This is a genomic window from Pseudoalteromonas lipolytica, from assembly GCF_003515105.1.
In the GTDB taxonomy this organism is placed as follows: Bacteria; Pseudomonadota; Gammaproteobacteria; order Enterobacterales; family Alteromonadaceae; genus Pseudoalteromonas; species Pseudoalteromonas lipolytica.
In genome coordinates, this window is sequence record NZ_CP032091.1 from 222,208 (window position 1) to 238,508 (window position 16,301).

At 41.6% G+C, this 16,301-nt stretch carries 14 protein-coding genes; 13 read left to right on the top strand and 1 reads right to left on the bottom strand.

Features of this window, described 5'->3' with window-relative positions; all coding sequences use genetic code 11:
* Window positions 1-11: 11 nt before the first annotated feature.
* Complete coding sequence (locus D0907_RS21080) at window positions 12-176, bottom strand: hypothetical protein (protein ID WP_155950849.1); 165 nt, start codon at window positions 174-176, stop codon at window positions 12-14.
* A gap of 474 nt (window positions 177-650) precedes the next feature.
* Between D0907_RS21080 and D0907_RS17290 the strand changes: the two genes are divergently transcribed.
* The 13 genes from D0907_RS17290 to D0907_RS17355 all read left to right on the top strand — a co-directional run bounded on the left by D0907_RS17290 (window position 651) and on the right by D0907_RS17355 (window position 16,167).
* The gene (locus D0907_RS17290; RefSeq protein WP_118844911.1) at window positions 651-941 is read left to right on the top strand and encodes a hypothetical protein; all 291 of its coding nucleotides are present in this window, start codon (window positions 651-653) and stop codon (window positions 939-941) included.
* A gap of 119 nt (window positions 942-1,060) precedes the next feature.
* Window positions 1,061-1,600, top strand: a complete 540-nt coding sequence (locus D0907_RS17295; RefSeq protein WP_118844912.1) for a hypothetical protein — start codon at window positions 1,061-1,063, stop codon at window positions 1,598-1,600.
* Between the two features lie 93 nt (window positions 1,601-1,693).
* A complete protein-coding gene (locus tag D0907_RS17300) occupies window positions 1,694-2,266 on the top strand; it encodes a hypothetical protein (RefSeq protein WP_118844913.1) in 573 nt (190 codons plus the stop codon).
* On the top strand, window positions 2,253-2,636 hold the full coding sequence (locus tag D0907_RS17305; RefSeq protein ID WP_118844914.1) for a hypothetical protein: 384 nt from the start codon (window positions 2,253-2,255) through the stop codon (window positions 2,634-2,636). Before D0907_RS17300 ends, D0907_RS17305 begins: the two co-directional genes overlap by 14 nt.
* Before the next feature lie 247 nt (window positions 2,637-2,883).
* Window positions 2,884-3,588 carry a hypothetical protein gene (locus tag D0907_RS17315; RefSeq protein ID WP_118844915.1) on the top strand — a complete coding sequence of 235 codons (705 nt, stop codon included), beginning with the start codon at window positions 2,884-2,886 and terminating at the stop codon, window positions 3,586-3,588.
* Window positions 3,589-3,953: 365 nt separating this feature from the next.
* Window positions 3,954-4,706 (top strand): DUF3450 domain-containing protein, encoded by a 753-nt coding sequence (locus tag D0907_RS17320; RefSeq protein ID WP_074989093.1) that lies wholly within the window; start codon window positions 3,954-3,956, stop codon window positions 4,704-4,706.
* A 10-nt stretch (window positions 4,707-4,716) separates the two neighbouring features.
* A complete protein-coding gene (locus tag D0907_RS17325; protein ID WP_036971873.1) occupies window positions 4,717-6,084 on the top strand; it encodes a MotA/TolQ/ExbB proton channel family protein in 1,368 nt (455 codons plus the stop codon).
* A 3-nt stretch (window positions 6,085-6,087) separates the two neighbouring features.
* Entirely contained in the window at window positions 6,088-6,615 is a 528-nt protein-coding gene (locus D0907_RS17330; protein ID WP_065979084.1) for a MotA/TolQ/ExbB proton channel family protein, read from the top strand.
* A gap of 46 nt (window positions 6,616-6,661) precedes the next feature.
* Window positions 6,662-7,075, top strand: a complete 414-nt coding sequence (locus D0907_RS17335) for an ExbD/TolR family protein (RefSeq protein ID WP_063707380.1) — start codon at window positions 6,662-6,664, stop codon at window positions 7,073-7,075.
* A gap of 12 nt (window positions 7,076-7,087) precedes the next feature.
* The gene (locus tag D0907_RS17340; RefSeq protein WP_065979085.1) at window positions 7,088-7,693 is read left to right on the top strand and encodes an energy transducer TonB; all 606 of its coding nucleotides are present in this window, start codon (window positions 7,088-7,090) and stop codon (window positions 7,691-7,693) included.
* Window positions 7,694-7,710: 17 nt separating this feature from the next.
* Window positions 7,711-9,018 carry a tetratricopeptide repeat protein gene (locus D0907_RS17345; RefSeq protein ID WP_065979086.1) on the top strand — a complete coding sequence of 436 codons (1,308 nt, stop codon included), beginning with the start codon at window positions 7,711-7,713 and terminating at the stop codon, window positions 9,016-9,018.
* Between the two features lie 291 nt (window positions 9,019-9,309).
* A complete protein-coding gene (locus D0907_RS17350; protein ID WP_118844916.1) occupies window positions 9,310-13,410 on the top strand; it encodes a hypothetical protein in 4,101 nt (1,366 codons plus the stop codon).
* Between the two features lie 66 nt (window positions 13,411-13,476).
* Window positions 13,477-16,167 (top strand): TonB-dependent receptor plug domain-containing protein, encoded by a 2,691-nt coding sequence (locus tag D0907_RS17355; RefSeq protein WP_036971859.1) that lies wholly within the window; start codon window positions 13,477-13,479, stop codon window positions 16,165-16,167.
* Window positions 16,168-16,301: the final 134 nt, after the last annotated feature.

Below are 16,301 nucleotides of genomic sequence, written 5' to 3' on the forward strand. Positions count from 1 at the left end.
ACACCAAATTACTATTTTTGATTAGGCTTAAGTGGTGCAATCAACATAAATAAGAGTAAACAAAACCAACTAATAAACAAACAGGCGACTATCCATGCGAGCTTTTCTTGGCGTTCCACTTTTTGTGACCTAGCAATGAGTATGATTGGCATAACCCAAATTTTGATTTCAGACATTAAAGATCTTCAGTGTCTGCTCATGGCACCGAACCGCCCGTCGACTCTAACTCATAACTGCCCCAAAACCACTTAACGCAAATGCTCTAGAGTCGAATTTGAACGAACTACGGCAGTAACCCAAAGCAGAACAAGAGAGCTGCCTAAAATCAATTTTTTAACCTGCTTAGTTGCTCAGGCTAGCGGCCTCTGTGCGCGTAAAAAAGATAATTGCTTATTAAGGCAAATTTAGGTGTAATGAATACATAATAAGCGCTGAGCAATGCAGGGAAAGCTTACATAACATTAGCTAAGCTGATTAAACTAGCTAAGAAAGTGAGAGCCTCCAAAAGCCTATTTTTTTATAAGTAAAGCCATAGCATAAACAACACCAACTCTGACACTCCGAGCAGGTAGCGGCTCAGTCCAATAAGCGATTATGCAACGCACACTATGTGTCGCATAAATACTAAAATGTTATATGCCAAGGAAAGCATGAAGTATCTATTCACAATTTTATTAAGCCTTACCCTTATTGCTTGTAGTGATGATGAATATCTCCGAGGCCAAGTTGAATCTTCGCTAGACGGTAAAACATATTTCGGTGTTATTGATAATAACGGTGGTAAATGCGGTCCTTTACTCTTAGATGGCAAACCTTGGGAATTGCTACTCGGTGAAGTAGCAGAAATAGTGCCTGGTGAGCATATTATCCATTGTGGAGCATCTATTAGTTTCGTTGTTCCCAAGGGCGTGGTTTTCAAATTTGATTACTGGGGGCCATAGGCATATAACAAACGCATTAATGAATGGACGGCTAAATCTTGGCTGACGCTCGTTCCTCGCTGATTTTAGCCAAGTTTAATCCGCCCATTATGCGGGCGTTATAACTACAAGGAAGCAATATGCAACAAAAGTACGATAAACGACTAATTGCTGCTGATATGCTAGAAGAAGCAATAAGTAAATTTAAGACGGCAACAAGTGACTTAGATTATATCCAATCAATACTATTAGCTGGGGCATCTATAGGTATTACCAACCCGTTGCTCTCTGAACACCAGAAGCAAACTGCCCATGAAAAGTCAGCTGAGAATGTTATACGAATACGCGAATATGGCTTGGGTCGTCAACTCAGTCCGCAAGAGCGAAAAGATGTATTTAGCGGAGCAATGAGGTTCAATAAGCAAGCTTACAATTCTTTGAAACATGCAGGTAAAGGGAACCAGCTGGCTGCATCAGATGACTTGGAGATTGAAACTGATTTTGCGGTAGAAGCCGAGGAGTTGCTTTGGGCTGCTATTGAGGATTTTAAAGGTCTACCTATTTCACCTGAATTTCTAATTGATAATGGTAAAAATGACCTTCGATTACTTATTGGGCGAAGTGACCCACTTGGCACAATACCAGAGATGTACTGTAAACCAAGAAGTAACACGCAATAGCAGTTATAACAAAGCATTTAAGACTGATTCGCAACGCTTGGCAGTTTCGCTTCGCTCACACCTTAATACGGCGTTATACATTTAGGAGAAATTATGGAAATACAATTTGGAATAGATGACGAAGTCTTTGAGCAAGAGCAAAAAGAGTTGCTCAAGAAAACTCTGAAAATCGAAGAAGCTAATGTCCAAACAGCTGTTAGCAAAATAGCGAAGGCTGCTTTGAACGAATATTTAAACATGTTGGTTGAAGGAGGAATGCCCAATCGTGCAGATGAAGCAAAGCAAGACCGCTTGCTATATCTCATTCAAAGCTACTTTGAGAATGAGCTACCAACAGAATCTCAAATATCTACGATCTTCCAGTTAACTCAGAGCCAAAGTAAAACCCTCTTGAAAAACACAGTATCAAGATTCCGGCATAAACTGGATGATGTTCTCCTTAACACAATGAAAAACGTCATCGAGTCTGCATCTCACTCGGAGCCAATCTATTTAGTTGTCATAAATTCAGACGTTGTCAAAGATGAGCTAAATATGCTCATAACTCAAAATGAACCCACATTTAAACCTATCACCAAGAAGAAAGGTAGCGCTGGACAATATGAAATTAGTGAGGACTCTCATGATCTTTTATGTAGGGAGCTAGGTTTAAATGAAGTTGAATGATGTAGTTGCTGTATCTGGTCTTTTATTAACTCTGGTGACATTTTTATTTAACTTAGCTTGGCCAAGAATTAGTGCTGCACTAGACATTGATGAAAACACCTCAGGAGGAAAGGCAAGAAAACGCGAGAGGGAATCAATAGCATATGTTGCTTGGTTAGTGGTATTCCCGATTTTTATATCGTTTTTTGTACTATTTTATGTAAACCTCCCCTCAGCTGTAGAAATAATCTCGACTAGTCAGTTAACCCTGTGGAACTTTGATGTTGATGATACTTTGTATGTCATGGTTGTTTGGGCTCTGTTAGCGTTCGTGATCTTTAACTTATTCACATTTATCAGGTTGCTTCGTAAAAAGAATCGCCTGAAATAAATGTATACAAACTGTTTAAGATTGATTCGCAACGTGTGGCATTTACCATGCGTTGCGTTTAGTGTTTAAGGTGGTATGCGGTAGCGTCGGTATTGCGTTGCTCAAGCCTTAACAGGGCGTTACTAAATAAATACTCTGACTCACAATTGTCCAGTGATGAGTTAACATCAATCTAGCAGCATTTCAGCTTTAAAGAATTATAAAAATAAGCCGATACAAAATCATATCACTGAAACAGGGACGTGTTATGAAGGTTATTTCTGAAAATTTACCGCAGCCACTAAATAATCAAAATGTGACATTAGAATCACCCAAAGATGGGGAGGCTCTGTTAAATACTGAGCTGAAAAAGTTGGCGGATGACATATATCACAAAAGCGAGCCACCTGAACTAGAGCAAACATATAGCAAGCCACTGACAATGACCGCGAGCAAAATAGACATGACTAAAACGGTTGATGACTTTATGTATGAACTTGCTGTTGCGACTGGCGAATTATATATGCCTGGTGGGAGTGTACCGAAGGCTGTGGAAAAAATGCTTTCTCCTTACGATGCATTACTCTCAGATATAAATAATCAAGCGCCTTCATTGGCCTATAAAAATTGGGGAATATCAATAAACCAATCTGGTACTTTAGAAGCGACTGGTTCGATTACAGACCTTGAAAAAGAGTACTTAGAAGAAAAACTAAATGGTTCGGAGGAATTAGTAAGTGCTATAAAGGATTTTAAATCTAATTATTTGAAATATATCGGACCTGAATCCCGGGGCTATGGAAGGTATGATGTTACGAATGATAATTTTGCCGATGTCTTCGATTTTAGAGAAATGCTTGAAAGCTCAAGGAGCAATGACGACTTTAAAAGGACGTGGGAGTATGAAACAAATTGGTTAAAGTTGACTGATAACATCTTGTCACAGTTACAACGCAGCGCTGCGAGATATTAGTTACTTAAAAGGTTTATTTGGCGTAGTTACGTGTAATGCAAACTCATTCTTTACTGGCGAGTACCGATTAACGCATCTTTGTGCAAAAACGCGCTGCCGTGAGTTTTTCTCAAAGCTGAAATTTAATGTCTTTTTTCTTAACTGAAATTTCAAAATAATTGCCCCACATGTTTATAAATGCCTAACTTATAGGCACATCCTCGAGATTTTTCCTTTATTTTTGCCCAACATAAACGAATTGTTACAGCTGTCATATTTTTGTATTTTTTACGCAACACGCTTGTCATTTTTCATCGTTAGACTTTCGCTCATTAAAACAACCCCACTAGCAAATTAAGCTAATTTAACGAGTAAAGGTGTATGCGATGAAAGGCGTTAAACCACTGATTTTAGCAGGTATTGTAGCGGCATCTGCAGCAGTACATGCAAACGATCTAGATAAAGTAATTGATAAAAGTAGTGAGATAAATAAATCTGCTGCGCAATCACAAACTAAAATCGACAAGATTGCAGATTCAATGCAAGGTCGTTTACAACAGTTCAAAGCCCTAAACAAAGAAATTGACGGTTTAACTGTTTATAACGCACAACTTACCAAGCAATTAAATAACCAGATTGCTGAAATGGACGCGTTAAACGAGTCTATGGATCAGGTATCGGTTATCGAGCGTCAAATCACGCCGTTAATGATGCGCATGATCACAGGCCTTGACCAATTTGTTGCACTGGACGTGCCTTTCTTAACTGAAGAACGTAGCAAGCGTATTGCATCATTAAAAGAAATGATGGACCGCGCAGACATCACATCAAGTGAAAAATTCCGCCGCTTACTGGAAGCCTACCAAGTAGAAGTTGATTACGGTCGTACTATCGAAGCGTACACCGCATTACTTGATGTTGATGGTCAAGAGCGCGAAGTTGACTTTTTACGTATCGGCCGTTTAGAGCTTATTTATTTAACACGCGACGGCAAAAAAGCAGGTAGCTGGGATAAAGAAACAAAATCGTTTGTTGAATTACCCGATTCTGCAATCAGTCAAATTAGTAAAGGTTTACGTATCGCGCGTAAGCAACTTGCCCCAGATATGTTAACACTGCCAGTCCACGCTGCTGAATAAGAGGTTTGAGATGAAATTATTAACGACAATGACAAAAATGGCCGTGTTTGCAGCTGGCCTTGGTTTTGCGGGTAGTAGCTTTGCTGCTGAGCCAATGGATTTAGACTCATTACTAAAAACATTAGAGCAAGGTAAAGCACAACAAAGCGCTGAGAATAAACAACGTGAGCAAGCGTTCATGGCGCGCCAAAACGAACAAGTGCAAATGCTTAAAGATACACAAGCAAAGCGTAATGCCATGCTTAACGAGTCGGAGCGTTTAGAAACGCAGTTTGAAGAAAACGAAGTAAAACTTGCTAACTTAACCGAGACACTTTCAAACCGCATGGGTTCACTTAAAGAGCTATTCGGTGTGTTACAGCAAGTTGCGGGTGACTCAAGCAACAAATTCATGACCTCTGTTGTTTCTGCTGAGCTACCAGGTCGTAGTAACTTCATGGATGAGCTTGCTCAAAAAATGGGGTCAACGTCGAAGCTTGCTTCAATCGATGATATTGAAAAAGTATGGTTTGAATTACAACGCGAAATGACTGAGCAGGGTAAAGTGTCTCGCTTTACGACGGATGTTATTGTTGAAGGTGGCAGCAAAGCACAAAAAGAAGTGGTGCGTGTTGGTGCATTTAACTTAATCGCGGATGGTAAATACCTAGAGTACACGCCAGCGACCAACACAATCAGCCAGCTTACTCGCCAACCAAGCAGCCGATACACAGCGACGGCATCGGATCTTCAACAAGCTAACTCAGGTGTTGTGCCGTTTGCACTTGACCCAACAGGTGGTTCAATCTTAGGTCTTTTAGTTCAAGCTCCAGACACCGAAGAGCAAGTTCACCAAGGTGGTACTGTCGGTTACATCATTTTAGGTGTTGGTTTAATTGCCTTATTAATCGCACTTGAGCGTTTTGTATCACTGATGATTATGGGTGGCAAAATCCGTCGTCAGCTTAAAGACACGGTTGCACGTGATGACAACCCACTTGGTCGTGTAATGAAAGTGAAAGATCAATACCCAAATGTAGCGTACGACACTCTTGAGCTTAAATTAAGCGAAGCAATTATTCGTGAAATGCCAAAAATTACCCGTAACCTAACGCTCATTAAGATTATTTCTGTGGTAGCTCCGTTATTGGGTCTACTTGGTACGGTAACCGGTATGATTAATACCTTCCAGGCTATTACTTTGTTCGGTACAGGTGACCCTAAACTAATGGCTGGTGGTATTTCTCAGGCACTTGTAACAACAGTACTGGGTCTGGTTGTGGCTATTCCAACGGTATTTTTATACACACTTCTTAACACGCGCTCTAAAAACATGCTGTTAATTTTACAAGAGCAAAGCGCAGGTATCATTGCAGAGCGAAGCGAGAAAGGAGCGTAAATCATGGTGCTATTGATTGATGCAATCAATGCTCTACGTGATTTCCTCGACACGGGTGGCCAAGTTCTCTTGGTCATCGGGGTCCTCATCTTCGCGATGTGGTTATTGATACTTGAGCGTTTTATGTATTTCTTTGGTGGCTTTAAACGCTACAAGAAAGACGTAAAAAGCACTTGGAACAATCGAGCAGAGCGTAACAGCTGGAACGCAGAGCAAATTCGCCAAGCGATGATTTCACGCGCTGGCATGCAACTAAATAATAACCTTGCGCTAATCAACGTAATGGTTGCGTTATGTCCACTTTTAGGTCTGTTAGGTACTGTTACCGGCATGATCGAAGTATTTGATGTAATGGCAATCACAGGCACAGGCAGTGCGCGTTCGATGGCGTCAGGGGTGTCTAAAGCCACTATCCCAACAATGGCGGGCATGGTGGGTGCACTTTCAGGGGTGTTTGCATCAACGTATTTACAACGTCGTGCAAAACGCGAAGTGCAATTACTTGAAGACAATATGGTCTTAGACCACTAAATGAATTTTAGGGTGATGTAAAACACCACCCACTAGGAGACAAATAATGAGAGCGCCACTAGGTAACTTATTTCAAGAAGACGATGCAGAAGAAATCAACATGACACCAATGCTAGACGTTGTTTTTATCATGCTTATTTTCTTCATCGTAACAGCATCATTCGTAAAAGAAGCCGGTATTGATGTTAACCGCCCTGAAGCGGCAACCGCTGTGAAAAAAGAGCGTGCCAACATTTTAGTTGCTATTTCAGACAAGGGTGAAATTTGGATTAACAAACGCCAAGTAGATATCCGTGCGGTACAAGCAAATATTGAGCGCTTAAAAGCTGAAAACCCTCAAGGTAGCGTGGTTATTCAAGCTGATAAAAAAGCCACAACCGATGTACTGATTAAAGTTATGGATGCATCGCGAGCTGCAGGCGCATTTGATGTGTCGATTGCTGCGCAAGAAGCATCATAAGGAATGTGAGCGATGCGTTATATAGTTGCATTAATCATCGCTGGTATCGTGACTGTCATGCTGTTTTTAGGCATGCAGGCACTGATCACCGGCGGTGAAGGGGCCATGTCTGAGCCAGTAAAAGGGAACGTACTTGATTTTGTTCGTCTGAAAAAAGAAGAGACAGTGCAAAAGAAAGAGCGTAAACCACAAAAGCCACCAACGCCAAAAGAGCCACCACCGCCAATGGAATCACCGCAAATGCAAAACAGTGATCCCAATGCAAGCAATGCAAACTTTGACTTTGGTGCAAGCGTTGAAGCTGACGTTAACTTATCCGGTGGTTTAGCACTTGAATCAAGCGACGGTGAATACTTACCCATTGTAAAGGTAGCGCCTGTATATCCGCGCCGAGCACTATCGCGTGGTATCGAAGGTTATGTAATTGTTGAGTTTACAGTAACCAAGCAAGGCACCGTGCGTGACCCTAAAGTGATTAAAGCGGAACCTGAGTCACTGTTTGACCGCGCTGCAATGGATGCTGCACTTAAATTTAAATATAAACCGCGCGTTGTTAACGGTGAAGCCGTTGAAGTGGCGGGCGTACAGAACAAAATTTCTTTCCAGATTAACGGTTAGAGAAGAGGAATGCGATTATGAAACCTTTAAAAGTTGCCGTGATTTGCGCGGCTGCTTTCACAAGCAGCCTTGTAGTACCAAGCGTTGTTAGTATGTTACCTGGGGTAACATTGGCTACAGCTTATGCCGAAGAGCAAAAAACCAAACGCGTACCCGCACTGCGTGAAAAAGTGTATAGCCAATTGGCGCGTGCTCAAAAGCTGGCTGATGATGGTGATGCAAAAGCGGGTCTTGCTGCCTTAGATAGCATAAAAGAGCGTTCATCAAGTATGAACTCGTATGAAATTGCTATGATGCATAATTTCTACGGCTTTATTTACTACAACGAAAACGATCTTGGTAAAGCAATTGCGTCGTTCGAAAAAGTCGTGGCAGAAGAAGAAATCCCTGAAACATTGCGCGTAAGTACCACGTTTAGTTTAGCGCAATTAGCGATGGCAAATAGTGACTACGATAAAGTAATTACGTATTTGGAACAGTGGGATAAAATCAATGATAAGCCAAAAACAGATGCGTATTACGTATTAAAATCTCAAGCTTATTATCAGCTTAAAGATTATCAAAAAGGCATTGAAAACATAAACCTTGCTATTGCAGAAGCTGACAGCAAAGGTGAAATGCCAAAAGAAAACTGGCTAATTTTACAACGTGCAATGTACTACTCACTCAATCAATCTGACAAAGTGGTTGAAGTGCTAGAGCGATTAGTGAAGCTATACAATAAACCTGAGTACTGGGTTCAATTAGGTGGTATGTATGGTGAAACAGGCGCAGAGAAAAAGCAGTTAGCAGTGTTAGAAGCCGCGTATCAGCAAGGCTTTTTAAAGTCTAAATCTGATTTACGCCAATTATCACAAGTGTATTTATACAACGGTCTTGCTTATAAAGCGGCGAATGTGATGAGTAAAGCCATGAAAGACGGTGTCGTTGAACAATCTGCTAAAAACTATGCTTTTGTTGCAGAAGCCATGGTGCAAGCAAAAGAAGACGAAAAATCACTGCCGTATTTTGCTAAAGCTGCTGACTTAGTGCCGCACGGTCAGTACGACCAGCGTATCGCAGAGGTGAGCATTAACCTTGAAAAATACGACGAAGCAGCAGATGCAGCCCGTAAAGCACTTGATAAAGGCGGCTTAGAGTTTGAATCGAATGTGTATGTAGCCTTAGGAATGGCACAGTACAATTTACAAAACTTTGATGCCTCTATTTTAGCGTTTGAGCAAGCGGAAAAGCACAAAAAGTCACAGCGTTTAGCTGAGCAATGGATCAAGTACGTGAAGCGTGAAAAAGTACACGCCGAAACGTTACGTACCGCATTGCTCTAATTTGTATTCAACAGGCAAGCGTACAAAATAACTTAATTATAATCGCAACACCAAAGCTGCCTTCGGGCGGCTTTTTTCCGTTGTTTAATTTAAGTTAACCCTCTAATTTTAAAGTCAATTACATTGTCATTTTATGTTTATTAAAATGTAACCACTTTGTCATACAGCTCCCGTAAGGTAGTCGCAGTTTAAAACTCAAGTGACCCAAAAGCATTACTTTACAGTGCTTTTTGGTGACTTGAGTTTATGCGCTAACACAATAATTAAATATCTATCTTAACGGAGTGAACAATGAAATTATCTGACTTATTTAAAGTTAGTCTGGTAGCTGCTGCAGTTTCTTTAGCTGGTTGTGGTGGTGATTTAGTCGTTAAAGAAGGCGACACCACTGTAAATGAAGGCGATAACATCACTAATATCATCGATAACGGTGGTGACAATGGTGATAACGGCGGCGATCAGTCAGGCCGTGATGATTCTCAAAATGCGACAACAGGTTTTCCAACTGACATCGAAAATGCCTTAACACAAGGGTTAGCGACAGATGTTTCTTCAGAATTCCCAACGATCACTGATAAGCCTGTTTACCGTTTGAAAGCAGATACTACTTTTACTGCAGATGTAACGTTAACAAATGACGCTCACTGGATTTTAAATGGTCGCACAGCGGTCGGTAACGATCGTGCAGATAATGCTGTTCTTTATATCCAACAAGGTACTACATTAATTGGCGAATCGGGTGATGATTTCTTAGTTGTTCGTCGTGGTTCACAAATCGAATCGGTAGGTACTGTAAGCCAGCCAATTACAATGACTTCGATTCAAGATGTGACTAATGTTGAAACGTCTATCGGTCAGTGGGGTGGTTTAGTTCTTCTTGGTAATGCACCAGCAAACTCATGTGGTGACCAAGAAGGCGAAGCAACGGCAGACGAACTTGCAAACTGTGGTGTTGCAGCAGAAGGTGATGCAGGCCAGTTCGGTGGTAACGTTGCAGATGATAACTCTGGTACATTGAAATACTTAGTTGTTAAACATGCAGGTAAAACACTGGGTAATGGTGACGAATTAAACGGTATTTCATTTGCCGGTGTTGGTTCTGCAACTACTGTTAATTTCATTCAAGTACACGAAAACTTAGATGATGGTATTGAGTTCTTTGGTGGTACAGTAAACGTAAGCAACGTGGTACTTACAAGCATTGGTGATGACTCACTAGATTGGTCATTTGGTTGGACTGGTACTGCGAAAAACGTATACATTCAACAAGCTGCGAACTTAGGTGACAACGCGATTGAAGCGGATAACTCTGAGTTTGATTCAGACGCTACACCACTGACTAACCCTACAATTGAAAACGTGACAATCGTGGGTGCTGAAGGTAACAATGGTATTCGTCTACGTGCAGGTACTGCAGGTATGCTTAAAAACGTTTTCATTACAGGCCCTGCAACGTATGAAAACTGTTTACGTGTTGGTTCTGATTCAGTTCCTCGCGCTGAAGATGGTTCACTCACTATCACTAACTCTATTGTTGCTTGTCAAACACCTGCTAATAACTTCGGTAGTGAAACCATTAATGGTGGTACTGTAAAAGCATGGTTTGAAGGCCAAGATGGTAACCAAACTCTAACACCCGCTGATTTAATGCTAGATGATAATGGTTATATGCCTTTAGCTGGTTCACCATTATTAGCAAATGGTCAAATCGGTGCATTTAGCGCAACAAACAACTGGATGGAAGGTTGGACTGTTGCTATCAATGGTGGCTTCCCAACTGATATCGAAAATGCAATGGCGCAAGGTCTTGCGACAGACGTTTCATCTGAATTCCCACAAATCACTGACAAGCCTGTCTATCGTTTAGCTGAAGATACAACATTCACAGCAGATGTAACATTAACAAATGATGCTCACTGGATCTTAAACGGTCGTACAGCAGTGGGTGGTGACCGTACTGATAGCGCAACATTATATGTTCAAGCAGGTACTACATTAATCGGTGAAACAGGTGATGACTTCTTAGTTGTTCGCCGTGGTTCGCAAATTAACGCTAATGGTAATGCAACAGCACCAATCACTATGACATCTATCCAAGATATGACAGGTGCAGAAACAGGCATCGGTCAATGGGGTGGTTTAGTATTACTTGGTAATGCACCGGCTAACTCATGTGGTGATCAACAAGGCGAAACAACAGCTGAAGAGCTCGCAAACTGTGGTGTTGCAGCTGAAGGTGATGCAGGTCAATTTGGTGGTAACGATGCAGAAGACAACTCGGGTGTTATCCGTTATGTTGTTGTTAAACACGCAGGTAAAACATTAGGTAACGGCGATGAGCTAAATGGTATTTCATTCGCGGGTGTTGGTTCTAAAACAAAAGTTGAATATATCCAAGTTCACCAAAACCTTGATGATGGTATCGAGTTCTTCGGTGGTACTGTAAACGTTCGTAACGTTGTACTAACTGATATTGGTGATGACGCGTTTGACTGGTCATTTGGTTGGACAGGTCGTGCACAAAACGTATATATCCAACAATCATCAGTTGAAGGTGACAATGCAATCGAAGCTGATAACTCAGAATTCGATTCAAACGCTACACCACTAACTAAGCCATTACTTTCAAACGTAACGATTGTTGGTGCTGACGGTAAAAATGGTGTTCGTCTTCGCGCAGGTACAGCGGGTGTTATCCGTAACATGGTTATCACAGGCCCAGAAGGTTACAAAAATTGTTTACGTGTAGGTTCTGACTCTGTTGCAAATGCTGAGTCTGGTGAGCTTTCTATCGAAAACTCAGTGGTAGCATGTAGTGCAGAGAATAACTTCGGTACTGAAGCAATTGGTTCTGGTAATGTTCAATCTTGGTTCGAAGGTCAAACAGGTAACCAAACACTTACTGCAGCGACACTAAACCTTGCTACAGATGGTTTCACACCTAAATCTAGCTCGCCGCTATTAGGTGCAGGTGTTGATGCGTCAGAGCTTGACCCATTCTTCACTAAAACAAGCTATATTGGTGCATTTGACGGTGACAATAACTGGATGGACGGTTGGACAGTTGCTGTTAACCCTAGCTTTCCAGCAGATATCACAAATGCAATGGAGCAAGGTCTAGCGACTGATGTTTCAGCAAGCTTCCCACAAATTACCGATAAGCCAGTTTATCAGCTAGCACAAGATGTTGTTTTCACATCTGACGTAACTCTAACTAACGATGCTCACTGGATCCTTAAAGGCCGCACAGCAGTGGGTGGTGACCGCACTGATAGCGCAACACTTTATGTTCAATTTGGTACAACGCTAATCGGTGAAAGCGGTGATGACTTCTTAGTTGTTCGTCGTGACTCTAAGATTGAAGCGGTAGGTACTGCAACTCAACCAATCGTGATGACATCAATCCAAGATATGACAGGCGCTGAAACAGGCATTGGTCAATGGGGTGGTGTGGTACTTCTTGGTAACGCACCAGCTAACTCTTGTGGTGACCAAGTGGGTGAAACAACAGCCGATGAACTAGCAAACTGTGGTGTTGCTGCAGAAGGTGATGCTGGTCAATTCGGTGGTAACCAACCAGAAGATAACTCAGGTACACTTAAGTATGTTGTTGTAAAACAAGCAGGTAAAACACTAGGTAACGGTGATGAGCTTAACGGTATTTCACTTGCAGGTGTTGGTAGCCAAACTGAACTTGATTATATCCACGTTCACGAAAACCTTGATGACGGTGTTGAGTTCTTCGGTGGTACTGCAAGCATCAGCCACTTAGTACTGACAAACATCGGTGATGACTCGCTAGATTGGTCATTCGGTTGGACTGGTAATGCACAATACGTATTGATCAAGCAGTCTTCTTCAGAAGGTGATAATGCAATTGAAGCTGATAACTCAGAGTTTGACTCAAATGCATCACCTTTAACTACACCTACTATCTCTAACGTAACTATCATCGGTGCAGATGGTGTGAACGGTATCCGTTTACGTGCAGGTACTGCGGGTATGCTGAAAAACGTAGTAGTAACAGGTGGTGAAGGTTATAAAAACTGCTTACGAGTGGGTGCAGATTCAGCTCCTCGCGCTGAAGATGGTTCACTAACAATCAGCCACTCAGTAGTTGCATGTACAGCAGATAATAACTTCTCAAGCCAAGCGATTGGTTCGGGTAATGTTCAATCTTGGTTCGAAGGCCAAGAAGGTAACTCTATCATGGACGCAGCTATGTTAGGTCTTAGCGACAACGGTTATCAACCAAGTGCAGAATCAGCACTACTTGGTAGTGGTTTCGATTCTTCAAGCCTAAATAGCTTCTTCGATAAAGTAGATTACATCGGTGCAATGGACGCGCAAACAGACTGGACAGCAGGTTGGGTAAAAGTAGGTCTTAACTAAGCCCTTCTAATCCATGGTCGGGGGAATACCCCGGCCAGCTTCTAGTTTTGTTTTCGGAGTATAATAATGAAATCTTTTACCCCCTCTAAACTTGTGCGTTCAAAGATAAATCATGCAGTGCTTGCAGCATTAGTAGGCTTATCGATGAATACTGCCTACGCAGCGGATGAAGCACAAGAAATTGAAGAAGTGGTTGCTGTAGGACAGCGTTTAAAAGGGAGTGCTGGCGCGGTTCTTCAAGAGCGTCAAAATCAAGCGTTTGTTGCTGATATCATGGGTGCAGAGCAAATCTCTCGTACTGGTGATGGCGATGCTGCATCGGCACTTCGTCGTGTAACAGGTTTGACACTGGTTGATGGCAAGTTCATTTATGTTCGTGGTTTAGGTGAGCGATATTCGAGTACTCAGCTCAATAGTATGTATGTGCCAAGTCCAGATCCAACTCGCTCAGTTGTACCGCTTGACTTATTCCCATCAGATATTATTGAAAGTTTAAGTGTTCAAAAATCGTTTTCACCCGATATGCCTGCGCATTTTGGTGGTGGTAACGTAAATATTAGAACAAAGTCAATCCCGACTGATTTTTTGTTTAAAGTCGACATTGGTACTTCTTACAACACCAATAACAGTGATACAGGCTACTTTTATGAAGGTGGCGATGATGACTGGATGGGCCGTGACGATGGTACTCGTGCGTTACCTACTGAAATAATTAATGCCTTTTATGGCACTGGCCTAGAAGGTGATATCAATACAACATTGGCTGAGCGCCAAGCATTGATGTCGTCACTTGATTGGAATATTTCGGCAACAGAAAAAGACGTTGATCCTGAAATGAGCTTTTCAGTTTCGCTAGGCGATCGCTTTGAAAGTGAAATGGGTACATTTGGTGTACTTGCCGCTGTTTCTTACGAAAATGAGTGGGAAGTAGCACAAGAAAAAAGTGGTACTAACCTTGGCAGCTTAGGTTGTGAAGACAAGTGTTTTGCTCAGTATTACGATGGCACATCAACGGAGCAAAATGTGCGTTGGAGTGGTACATTCAATATTGGTTATGAGTTTAATTCAAACCATAAAATTGAGATGACAAACATTGCACTGCATGACATGCGTGACCGTGTTCGTAATCGTAATTTCTATGATGCCAACGAAACTGAAGAAGGTGTTCGTGACCTTCGTCGCGTTGATGTTGTGTACGAAGAGCGTGAAATGTTCTCTAGCCAATTAAAAGGCACACACAACTTTATCGACTTTAACAACTTGTTTGTTGATTGGTATGCCGGTACAAGCCGTGCAAACCGTGATGCACCAGGTGGTGTAGACGCTGTTTTCCAACGTAACTATGACGATGGTTCGTTTGTTTCTGAGCAATTACAAGATGTTTCAGCTACTAACGTAACCCGTGAATTCCAAGTTCTTCATGACGAAGTTGATACTTGGGGTTGGAACATGGGTATGCCATTTTATGGTGAAGGCTATGAGCTTGAACTAAAAGTGGGTGGCGATTTCTCAGAGAAAACACGTACTGCAAATAATACGACATTTGGTATTACGCACCGTGGTATTGCTGATGATTTTACCTATGGCTCACGTTTGGATGAAATTTTTGCTTACGATAACATCAACAATGATGCTTTTTACGCAAGTTCAACCGGTTCTGGCATTTTTGATGACAGAACAACAGACGGTGATAAATACAGTGCGGCGCATAAGTTAGATGCTTATTACTTTATGGCTGATTATTTCATCAATAATACTTGGCGTATTACTGGTGGTGTTCGCTGGGAAGACTTTGCCCAAGTATCGGTTCCATTTAAGGCTCACAGTAATTTATTTGATGCGACAACAGAAGAGCTAGCTGAAGTTGCGATCAAAGAAGATGATTTTTATCCATCTTTAGCTGTGACTTATATTATGGATGAAGAAATGCAATTTCGTTTAAATCTAAGCGAAACAACCATTCGTCCAGATATGCGTGATGTAAGCTCAACGTTCTTCGTTGATCCGTTAACGGAATTCCTAGTTCGTGGTTCACCGACATTACAAAGCTCAAAACTTAAAAATGCAGATTTCCGTTTTGAATGGTATATGGCATCGGGTAATAACTTATCAGTTGCATTGTTCTATAAAGACATTACAAACCCTATCGAAATGGTAGAGCTTGCAGGTGTAGGTGGTGCTGCGCCACAACTATTAACTGCAAACGCTGAATCGGGTGAGTTAACGGGTATTGAAGTTGATTTCTTGACTGATTTTAGTTTTATCAGTGCCGATTGGTCGAGTGTGTTCTTGTCGGGTAACGTTACGCTATCTGACTCAAGTGTGAAACTAGGTATTGATGATTCTGACGGCGTTGATTCGTTGTTTGAGCAGCAATTAAAAGATGCACTTGATGCTGATACCGTGTCTAACATTGTCACTAATGATGAGCGCCGTTTAGTAGGGCATTCTGAGTGGGTAGCAAACTTGCAGATGGGTTATGACTCTGCTGATGGTTTCCACTCGACATCACTAGTATATAACGTGTTTGGTCCGCGTATTATTGTACCGGGTACTCGCGGTAATGAAGATGCAGAAGAGAAGCCATTCCATTCGCTTGATTTAGTTTATTCTTACTTCCCGAACTTTAACACGAAAGTGAAGTTCAAAATTGAAAACATCCTTGGTCAAGATAAAGAAATTGAGCAAGAAGGTTTATCACTTTGGAAGAAAGAAGAAGGCACTAAGTTTAGCTTAGGCTTCAGCTACGAGTTTTAACTAAACTCCCCAAGGAAGGATACAATAATAAATCCTAACGTTGATTTAGCCCTGCAATAGCGGGGCTTTTTTGTATCCGTATTGAGTAAACAGCATTGCATGTTATGGTAGAGCTTAGTTGTCATAACAGGGAT

Bases quoted from the DNA above. Each gene is read 5' to 3' on its own strand.
- D0907_RS21080 (WP_155950849.1), bottom strand. From the start codon at position 176: ATGTCTGAAATCAAAATTTGGGTTATGCCAATCATACTCATTGCTAGG.
- D0907_RS17290 (WP_118844911.1), top strand. From the start codon at position 651: ATGAAGTATCTATTCACAATTTTATTAAGCCTTACCCTTATTGCTTGT.
- D0907_RS17295 (WP_118844912.1), top strand. From the start codon at position 1,061: ATGCAACAAAAGTACGATAAACGACTAATTGCTGCTGATATGCTAGAA.
- D0907_RS17300 (WP_118844913.1), top strand. From the start codon at position 1,694: ATGGAAATACAATTTGGAATAGATGACGAAGTCTTTGAGCAAGAGCAA.
- D0907_RS17305 (WP_118844914.1), top strand. From the start codon at position 2,253: ATGAAGTTGAATGATGTAGTTGCTGTATCTGGTCTTTTATTAACTCTG.
- D0907_RS17315 (WP_118844915.1), top strand. From the start codon at position 2,884: ATGAAGGTTATTTCTGAAAATTTACCGCAGCCACTAAATAATCAAAAT.
- D0907_RS17320 (WP_074989093.1), top strand. From the start codon at position 3,954: ATGAAAGGCGTTAAACCACTGATTTTAGCAGGTATTGTAGCGGCATCT.
- D0907_RS17325 (WP_036971873.1), top strand. From the start codon at position 4,717: ATGAAATTATTAACGACAATGACAAAAATGGCCGTGTTTGCAGCTGGC.
- D0907_RS17330 (WP_065979084.1), top strand. From the start codon at position 6,088: ATGGTGCTATTGATTGATGCAATCAATGCTCTACGTGATTTCCTCGAC.
- D0907_RS17335 (WP_063707380.1), top strand. From the start codon at position 6,662: ATGAGAGCGCCACTAGGTAACTTATTTCAAGAAGACGATGCAGAAGAA.
- D0907_RS17340 (WP_065979085.1), top strand. From the start codon at position 7,088: ATGCGTTATATAGTTGCATTAATCATCGCTGGTATCGTGACTGTCATG.
- D0907_RS17345 (WP_065979086.1), top strand. From the start codon at position 7,711: ATGAAACCTTTAAAAGTTGCCGTGATTTGCGCGGCTGCTTTCACAAGC.
- D0907_RS17350 (WP_118844916.1), top strand. From the start codon at position 9,310: ATGAAATTATCTGACTTATTTAAAGTTAGTCTGGTAGCTGCTGCAGTT.
- D0907_RS17355 (WP_036971859.1), top strand. From the start codon at position 13,477: ATGAAATCTTTTACCCCCTCTAAACTTGTGCGTTCAAAGATAAATCAT.